The sequence below is a fragment of the Filifactor sp. genome, from assembly GCF_057248345.1.
In genome coordinates, this window is sequence record NZ_DBHIIC010000058.1 from 1 (window position 1) to 7262 (window position 7262).

Sequence of the window (7262 nt, forward strand, 5' to 3'; positions counted from 1 at the left end):
CATCGCTGATGATACTTGGGGTGCAGACCCCCGGGAAAGTAAGTCGTAGCCAATTTGAAATTTTAGAATAGCTCTTTTTAGAGTTATTCTAAAATTGTTTTTAACTCAATATGTTTTTAGTTCAAATGGGATCATAGCTCAGCTGGGAGAGCACCTGCCTTACAAGCAGGGGGTCATAGGTTCGAGCCCTATTGGTCCCACCATTATGGAGGAGTTCCCGAGTGGCCAAAGGGGGCAGACTGTAAATCTGTTAGCTACGCTTTCAGTGGTTCGAATCCACTCTCCTCCACCAAAAAAAAACTCTTGACAATATTTGAAATAGTGATATAATAGTATTGCTCTTGAAAATAAATACCATGCGGGTGTAGCTCAGTGGTAGAGCCCCGGCCTTCCAAGCCGGTTGCGAGGGTTCGATCCCCTTCACCCGCTCCATTTTTTTTGTAGGCATCTATAGCTCAATTGGATAGAGCAGTGGCCTTCGAAGCCATGTGTTAGGGGTTCGAGTCCCTTTAGGTGCACCATACATACTTTAGTTTTATACAGAACCTTGTATTTATGAATAATACGAGGTTCTTATTTTTTTGTATTTTTTAAATATCATAGGTTATATTGTGGAGAAATAATCTATTTACTATCTTATTATAATAAAATAATACTTTTACTATTTTTTAGTATTCTTCAGTCTCTCTTTTCAATTTAATAAAAACTTTGTATTCTAATCTAATTATTATTACTCATGGAGTGTATATGTAAAAAGAGAATTGGTAGTAAAGATTTATAACAATAGGTTTTCTATGATTTCGTAGATATAATATATTTACGAAAGTTGAATAGATAGAGAGTTTTTTCAGATTATGGTAACAGGTTTGTAATACTGTATTGATTGTAAATTGAACATGTTTATGATATAACTATAGATACAATCATAAAAGTTGTGTAATTATCATTTAAGTTTAGGAGTTAGGAGAATAGAATGACTGAGGAAAAACACGATATGACAGAATCAAAATCAGATGTGAATGAAAAGTTATATGAAATTAATGATAATACAGCAGGGGATATTGATTTAAATAGTAATAAAGAATCGAATGATGCATTAGAACAAGATGAGACTATAGATGAAACTTCAAACGGCTATGAGAAATCTGATGGTGGAACTTCTCATGATGAAGTTTTACAAAATGATCAGGAAGTTGAGTTTTCATCTAAAAACGAGTCATTTGAAACTATGCATAAAGAATTTTTATGTCTTTTCAGACAGAAGTTAAAAAATTTTAATGATAAATTTGATGAAGCAATTCAAAAAAAATTTGAAAGATTAAATTGTTCTAAAGTTAAAACGATATACATTAAAGTTTTTCTAATCATATTACTGTTTTTTTTACTACTAATTTTTTTGGTTAATTCGTCTCATTATTATAAGTTGAATGGGGAAGATACACCGAAGTACGTTGTAGATCAATTTATAACTCATTTACGTGTAAATGTAGAGCATGTTGGAAATGGAGCGGAAAATCAATTTCCAAAGGGGAAACGAGTGCAAGTTTATGGGCCGATTGTACGAATAAAAAGCAAGGTCGTGTATATGAAAGCAGAGGACTGCATGTTGGAGATTACGATGTCGAATAAGAAAGAAATACCATACGTTATTTTAGGTAAACAGTATAAAATCGAAGCGACAATTTCTGATGTCTCCGGTTTAGATGAAGAAATCTATTTAAAAAAAGGAATATTTTTAGATCCGATACCATCTTCTGTTAGATAGTGTATGGGGTAAGGTTAAGGTGAATGTACGATTGAAGGAACAAATTAAAAATCTAATTATGACACTACCGTCTTCTCCAGGTGTTTACTTGATGAAAAATGATGCTGATAAAGTTATTTATGTTGGAAAAGCGATATCGTTAAAAAACAGGGTTTCACAATATTTTAAAAAATCTGGACACACTGATTTGAAAGTAAGTGCTATGGTCAGTAATGTTTCTTATTTTGATTATATTGTTACAGATAGCGAAATGGAAGCATTGATTTTGGAGAACAATTTAATCAAAGAATATGATCCTCCATACAATATCTTGTTACGAGATGATAAAACCTACCCTTACGTTAAGGTTACAGTACAGGAGGAGTTTCCAAGAGTTATTAAAACAAGAAAAGTAATTAAGGATGGAAGTAAATATTTCGGTCCATACACAAATGTATTTGCATTAAATGAGATATTGGATACTTTGCAGGAGTTATATCCAATTCGTACTTGTAGGAGAGAAATTAGAAAGTCAATTGAGCGAGGAGAGCGACCTTGTTTGAATTATTATATTCATCGTTGCATAGGTCCTTGTACAGGTAAAGCGGATAAAAAAGAATATCGTGCAATGATAGAAGAGATTTTATTATTTTTACAAGGAAAAAGTGATGATATTGTATCTGTTTTAAGCAATAAAATGAAACAGGCATCCATAGAGATGCGTTTTGAGGACGCAGCAAAATTTCGCGATAAACTGCAAGGAGTATCATCTCTATTCGAATCTCAGAAATTGGTGTCAGCAGACAATGATAAACATCAAGATTACATCTCATACCATAGCGAAGATAGAAATGTAATGATTCAAATTTTTTATATTCGTGATGGGAAAATGCTTGGTTCAGACCATTTTTATTTCAAGAAAATAGAACAAAGCACAGAAGAAGTTGTGTCTTCTTTTATCAAACAATTTTATTTAAATACTAATTTTATACCTGAACAAATTTTTGTGGAAGAAGCATTTGATGATATGGAATTGCTTGCAAAACATTTATCTGAAAAAAAAGGAAAGAAAACGGAATTTATAATTCCGATTCGTGGAGAAAAAAGGAAGTTGTTAGATCTTGTTCGTAAAAATGCGGAACAAAATTACATTAAGGAAAATAATATCGTAGACTTACAAAAACGAAAGAAGCAACAAGTTTTGGAAGAACTACAAGAAATTATGAAGTTGGATACATTTCCTCATAGGATAGAAGCATTTGATATTTCAAATATTTCGGGTGTTGATTCTGTTGGAGGTCAAGTGGTATTTATAGATGGGAAAAAAGCACCTAAAGAATATCGTAAATATCGAATCAAATCAGTAGAAGGACCTGATGATTACAGTTCCTTGAAAGAAGTGATAGAACGAAGAGTACAACATCCTAATCTACCGGATTTATTTTTGATGGATGGTGGTAAGGGACAAGTTACAGTCATTAGAAATTTACTGGAAGACATCGGATTAGATATTCCGGTGTTTGGACTTTATAAAGATGATAAACATAGGACGAAAGGTATTTGTTCTGATGAAGAGTTGTTGGAAATTGATAAAAAGTCGGAAGTTTATAAACTGATTTATGCAATACAGGAAGAAGTGCATCGTTTTGCAATCGAATACCATCGTTCTCTTAGAGAAAAACATTTATCTCGTTCGGAATTAGATGATATTCCCGGAGTTGGTACTAAGAAAAAAATGATCTTATTAAAAGAATTTAAATCTGTGAAAAATATTAAAGAAAAAACAGAAGATGAGTTATCAGCGATTAAAGGAATTGATAAAAGAACTGCTAAAAACATAGTTGATTATTTTGATCAAAAGAATCCAATTCGAAAGGAGTTGAGAATGTTTGAATCAGAAAGAAAGTAACAGAAAGCAAGTGTACATTCTAAGAGATGTGGTACATTCTGATATTATGTTCCCTGAACGTTTTTTTAGAATTATAAATACAGTAGAGTTTCAGAGATTGAATCGTATCAAGCAATTGAGTTGTGAATATGTCGTGTTCCCGACAGCTACACATACCAGATTTTCACATAGTATCGGAACTTATTATGTAATGACCAAAATTTTATCACATTTTGTAAAAAAATTAGATGAATTAGGAGCGGTTGTTACAGCCGAAGAAAAAGACTTGGCATTGTGTAGTGCATTGCTTCACGATATTGGGCATGCAAGTTTTTCACATACCTTTGAGCGAACTTTTAATCGTGGTGCACATGAAAGATGGACGATTGAGATTTTGAAAGACAGAGATACAGAGTTGCATAAAGTGATTGTAGAAGAATTTTCAGAACAGTTTTTGGAACGATTGATTAAGATTATTTCAAAAAAAGGATTGAGAGAAGAAAGAAATCCTATTTTCACTTTAATCTCACAGTTAGTAAGTTCCCAAATGGATGCAGATCGAATGGACTATTTGTTGAGAGATTCCTATTTTACAAGTGTAACGAATGGAAACTATGATTTAGAGAGACTAATTCGTTCGTTTGAGGTGGTAGAACGAGAGGGAAAATATATAATTTGTGTGAATGAAAAATATATTTCATCGATAGAAGAGTATATTTTAGCAAGATTTTATATGCATCGAGAAGTATATCAACATTCTTTGAAGAGACAAATGGAGTCTATTATTAAAAAGATATTCCAAAGAGGAGCAGAGTTGTTTCGAGAAAAGAGACTTTCTTTTTGTGACGCCAGTATGGCAAAACTTCTACTTGGGGAAGAAATTTCTTTGAAAGAGTATTTGGGAATGGATGATACTATACTGATGTATCATATCGTGAGATGGGAACATGAAGATGATATGATTTTGAAAAAGTTATGTTATTCTTTTTTACATCGCCGCAAATTTTATAAGAATAAAATAAAAAAATCGATAGGAAGCAATCATTATTTAACAGATACAATAAATACGATTTTAGAAGAACATGGTAAAGAGAGTATTTCTGATTTCAAAAACGAGTATTTCTACCTAGAAAATATTGTTGTGATAGGAATTTATAACAGAGAGAAAGATAATATCTGGGTATTGCAAAATGACGGAGAGCTGAAAGATATCACAGAAGTTTCTTTTATTTTGAAAGGAATTGATGTGAAAAAATTTTATCAACAAAGACTGGAATATATCAATTTTCCGTTATTTTCAGATATATATGGCTTTGATTTACAAGAAGCATTGGAAGAAAAATCCGGGGAACAAATCAAACTCTAGATATTGGTGATTATTCAATAGATTATCATTTTTTATTTATAATTTTTAAAAATATGAGACCACTATATATTGACTGTTCAATAATATAGTGGTCTTTACATATTTGTGACTTATGTTTACAAAAAAAGAAAGCTTTGAATCCGTGCTCGGTTCGAAGCTTTTGCTTTTCATAAACAATTATTCTTTTGCATACTAAGCACGTTCGATTTTTCCAGAACGCAAACAACGTGTACAAACTTTAATAGTTTTTGGTGTTCCGTTTACAACAGCATGAACAGTTCTCAAATTTGGAGCCCAAGTTCTTTTGTTGTGACGGTTAGAGTGGCTCACAGCATTTCCGGACATTTTTCCTTTGCCGCATACATCACATACTCTTGCCATGTTAAGACACCTCCTTGTCCTTGATACATCAATACTTTCACAATAGCAAATATTATTCTATCATAAGAGGTTTAAAAATGCAAGATGAACGAAAAATATTTTTACAATTGAAAAAAGTGCCGGTCAAAAGCTATTGACTCGAAAAGAATGGTTTAAGAATGAAGTGATATTTTGTAAAAATCAGCACTATATTCTCTATGATATTGTATAGTTTGATGATATAATGATGTTCAAAAAATAGGGTTAAATAAAGTAGGATATTTTCCTATTATAATATAGTTGTGCATGATATGGAAGGAAATTATTGTTAGAAATAAGCTATTCGTACAACAAAAACTACTTTAAATATATCAAAAAAGGAATCATAATGTGAGATAACAACAGAAAGGACTTTTAAATGAAGCAAAAGAAGAGTTATCAAGATTTGACGATAGGACCGATTACGGATACTTTAATTAAATTAACAATGCCGATTTTAGGGACATCTCTTTTGATGATGTTGCACAATTTTGTAGATATGTGGTGTGTGAGTAGATTGGGAAGTCGTGAAGTAGCTGCAGCCGGAACAGGTGGATTTTTTATTTGGCTTGCAATGTCTACATCAGCAGTGAGTCGAATCGGATCTCAAGTAAAATTATCTCATTCCGTAGGAAAAAAAGAATTTGAAGTAGCAAAATCGTATGTTGAGAGTGGAATTATTATCACCTTATTATTAGGCTTTATATTAGGAATCATTATCCTACTATACAATCAATCTATTGTGTCTTTTTTTCGATATCAAGATACGAAAGTAGTATTCTTATCACAACAATATTTGAGAGTTATTGCTTATGTGATGCCATTTTTCTTTTTAAATCCTGTACTAGCTGCAATTTTTCAAGGAGCAGGCAATAGTAGGTTACCATTTTATATCAATTTAATTGGACTTATTTTAAACATTTTACTTAACTTCACATTGATTTTCGGAGTTGGATTAGGTGTATTCGGTGCAGCATTGTCAACATCAATTGCACAGATTATTATGTCTGTCTTATATGTAATTGAAATGAAAAAAAGTAAACAAAGTTTTTTAAAACCGACTTTTAGAAACGGGATCAGCTTTTCAAAAATCAAAGAGATTGTGTTGATTGGACTTCCTTATGGAATACAAGAAACAGCATTTACTATCATTTCCATTATGATTGGTAGATTGGTAGCTGTATTTGGAAACAGTCAAATTGCAGCACAGAAAGTAGGAACACAATTAGAGGCGATTTCGTGGGAATCTGCAAGCGGATTTTCAGCAGCATTGACAGCTTTTGTAGGACAAAATTATTCTGCCAACAAAAGAGATCGAATTATGAAAGGTTATCGTACAACTGTTTGTTTTTCTGCCATGATAGGATTCTTTGCATTTTTCTTATTCTTCTTTTTCGGAGAAGAATTGTTCAGTATCTTTTTTGTAGGAGATACTGAAACACTAGCTGCAGGAACAGTATACTTAAAAATATTGAGCTTGTCTCAAGTATTGATGTGTTTAGAGATTACTACTGCAGGATTGTTTAACGGAATCGGAAAGACAGCAATTCCTTCTACAATAGGGATTGTATTCACAGGACTTCGTATTCCGTTTGCATATATGTTATCTCAACCACAATATTTGGGAGTAGAAGGAATTTGGTGGGTAATTTCGATGAGTAGTGTTATCAAAGGTCTGGTTGCACTTTTGGCATATTGGTACTATAAGTCTTATAAAGGAGAGTCTTTCTCTCTTCAACAATAAAAAATAGTATAAATTTTGAAAAAATGCTATGTGGTTGAGAAAAAAATAAAGTTATATATTTTTGTAAATGTAATGTGATAAGACATATGTTACAGAAATAAATAAAAAAAGAGAGATACTT

The 7262-nt window shown here is 32.0% G+C and carries 5 protein-coding genes and 4 tRNA genes; 8 read left to right on the forward strand and 1 reads right to left on the reverse strand.

The annotated features are described in order from the left end of the window. Positions 1-127 precede the first annotated feature (127 nt). From ACO5GE_RS07515 to ACO5GE_RS07545, 7 genes are all read left to right on the forward strand, one after another. Positions 128-203: transfer RNA gene (locus tag ACO5GE_RS07515), tRNA-Val, on the forward strand. Positions 204-207: 4 nt separating this feature from the next. Next, a tRNA-Tyr gene (locus ACO5GE_RS07520) sits at positions 208-292 on the forward strand. Between the two features lie 66 nt (positions 293-358). Then, a tRNA-Gly gene (locus tag ACO5GE_RS07525) sits at positions 359-432 on the forward strand. A 12-nt stretch (positions 433-444) separates the two neighbouring features. Beyond that, a tRNA-Arg gene (locus tag ACO5GE_RS07530) sits at positions 445-521 on the forward strand. Positions 522-973: 452 nt separating this feature from the next. Beyond that, positions 974-1765 (forward strand): hypothetical protein, encoded by a 792-nt coding sequence (locus ACO5GE_RS07535; RefSeq protein ID WP_484830302.1) that lies wholly within the window; start codon positions 974-976, stop codon positions 1763-1765. Positions 1766-1784: 19 nt separating this feature from the next. Beyond that, the gene (gene uvrC / locus ACO5GE_RS07540) at positions 1785-3653 is read left to right on the forward strand and encodes an excinuclease ABC subunit UvrC (RefSeq protein WP_484830303.1); all 1869 of its coding nucleotides are present in this window, start codon (positions 1785-1787) and stop codon (positions 3651-3653) included. Next, complete coding sequence (locus ACO5GE_RS07545; RefSeq protein WP_484830304.1) at positions 3634-4998, forward strand: HD domain-containing protein; 1365 nt, start codon at positions 3634-3636, stop codon at positions 4996-4998. Before uvrC ends, ACO5GE_RS07545 begins: the two co-directional genes overlap by 20 nt. 192 nt (positions 4999-5190) lie before the next feature. Here the strand turns inward: ACO5GE_RS07545 and rpmB are convergent, their stop codons facing one another. Continuing rightward, the gene (gene rpmB / locus ACO5GE_RS07550; protein ID WP_014262278.1) at positions 5191-5379 is read right to left on the reverse strand and encodes a 50S ribosomal protein L28; all 189 of its coding nucleotides are present in this window, start codon (positions 5377-5379) and stop codon (positions 5191-5193) included. A 397-nt stretch (positions 5380-5776) separates the two neighbouring features. On the opposite strand from rpmB, the gene ACO5GE_RS07555 reads away from it, so the two are divergent. Beyond that, positions 5777-7141 carry an MATE family efflux transporter gene (locus tag ACO5GE_RS07555; protein ID WP_484830305.1) on the forward strand — a complete coding sequence of 455 codons (1365 nt, stop codon included), beginning with the start codon at positions 5777-5779 and terminating at the stop codon, positions 7139-7141. Positions 7142-7262 lie beyond the last annotated feature (121 nt).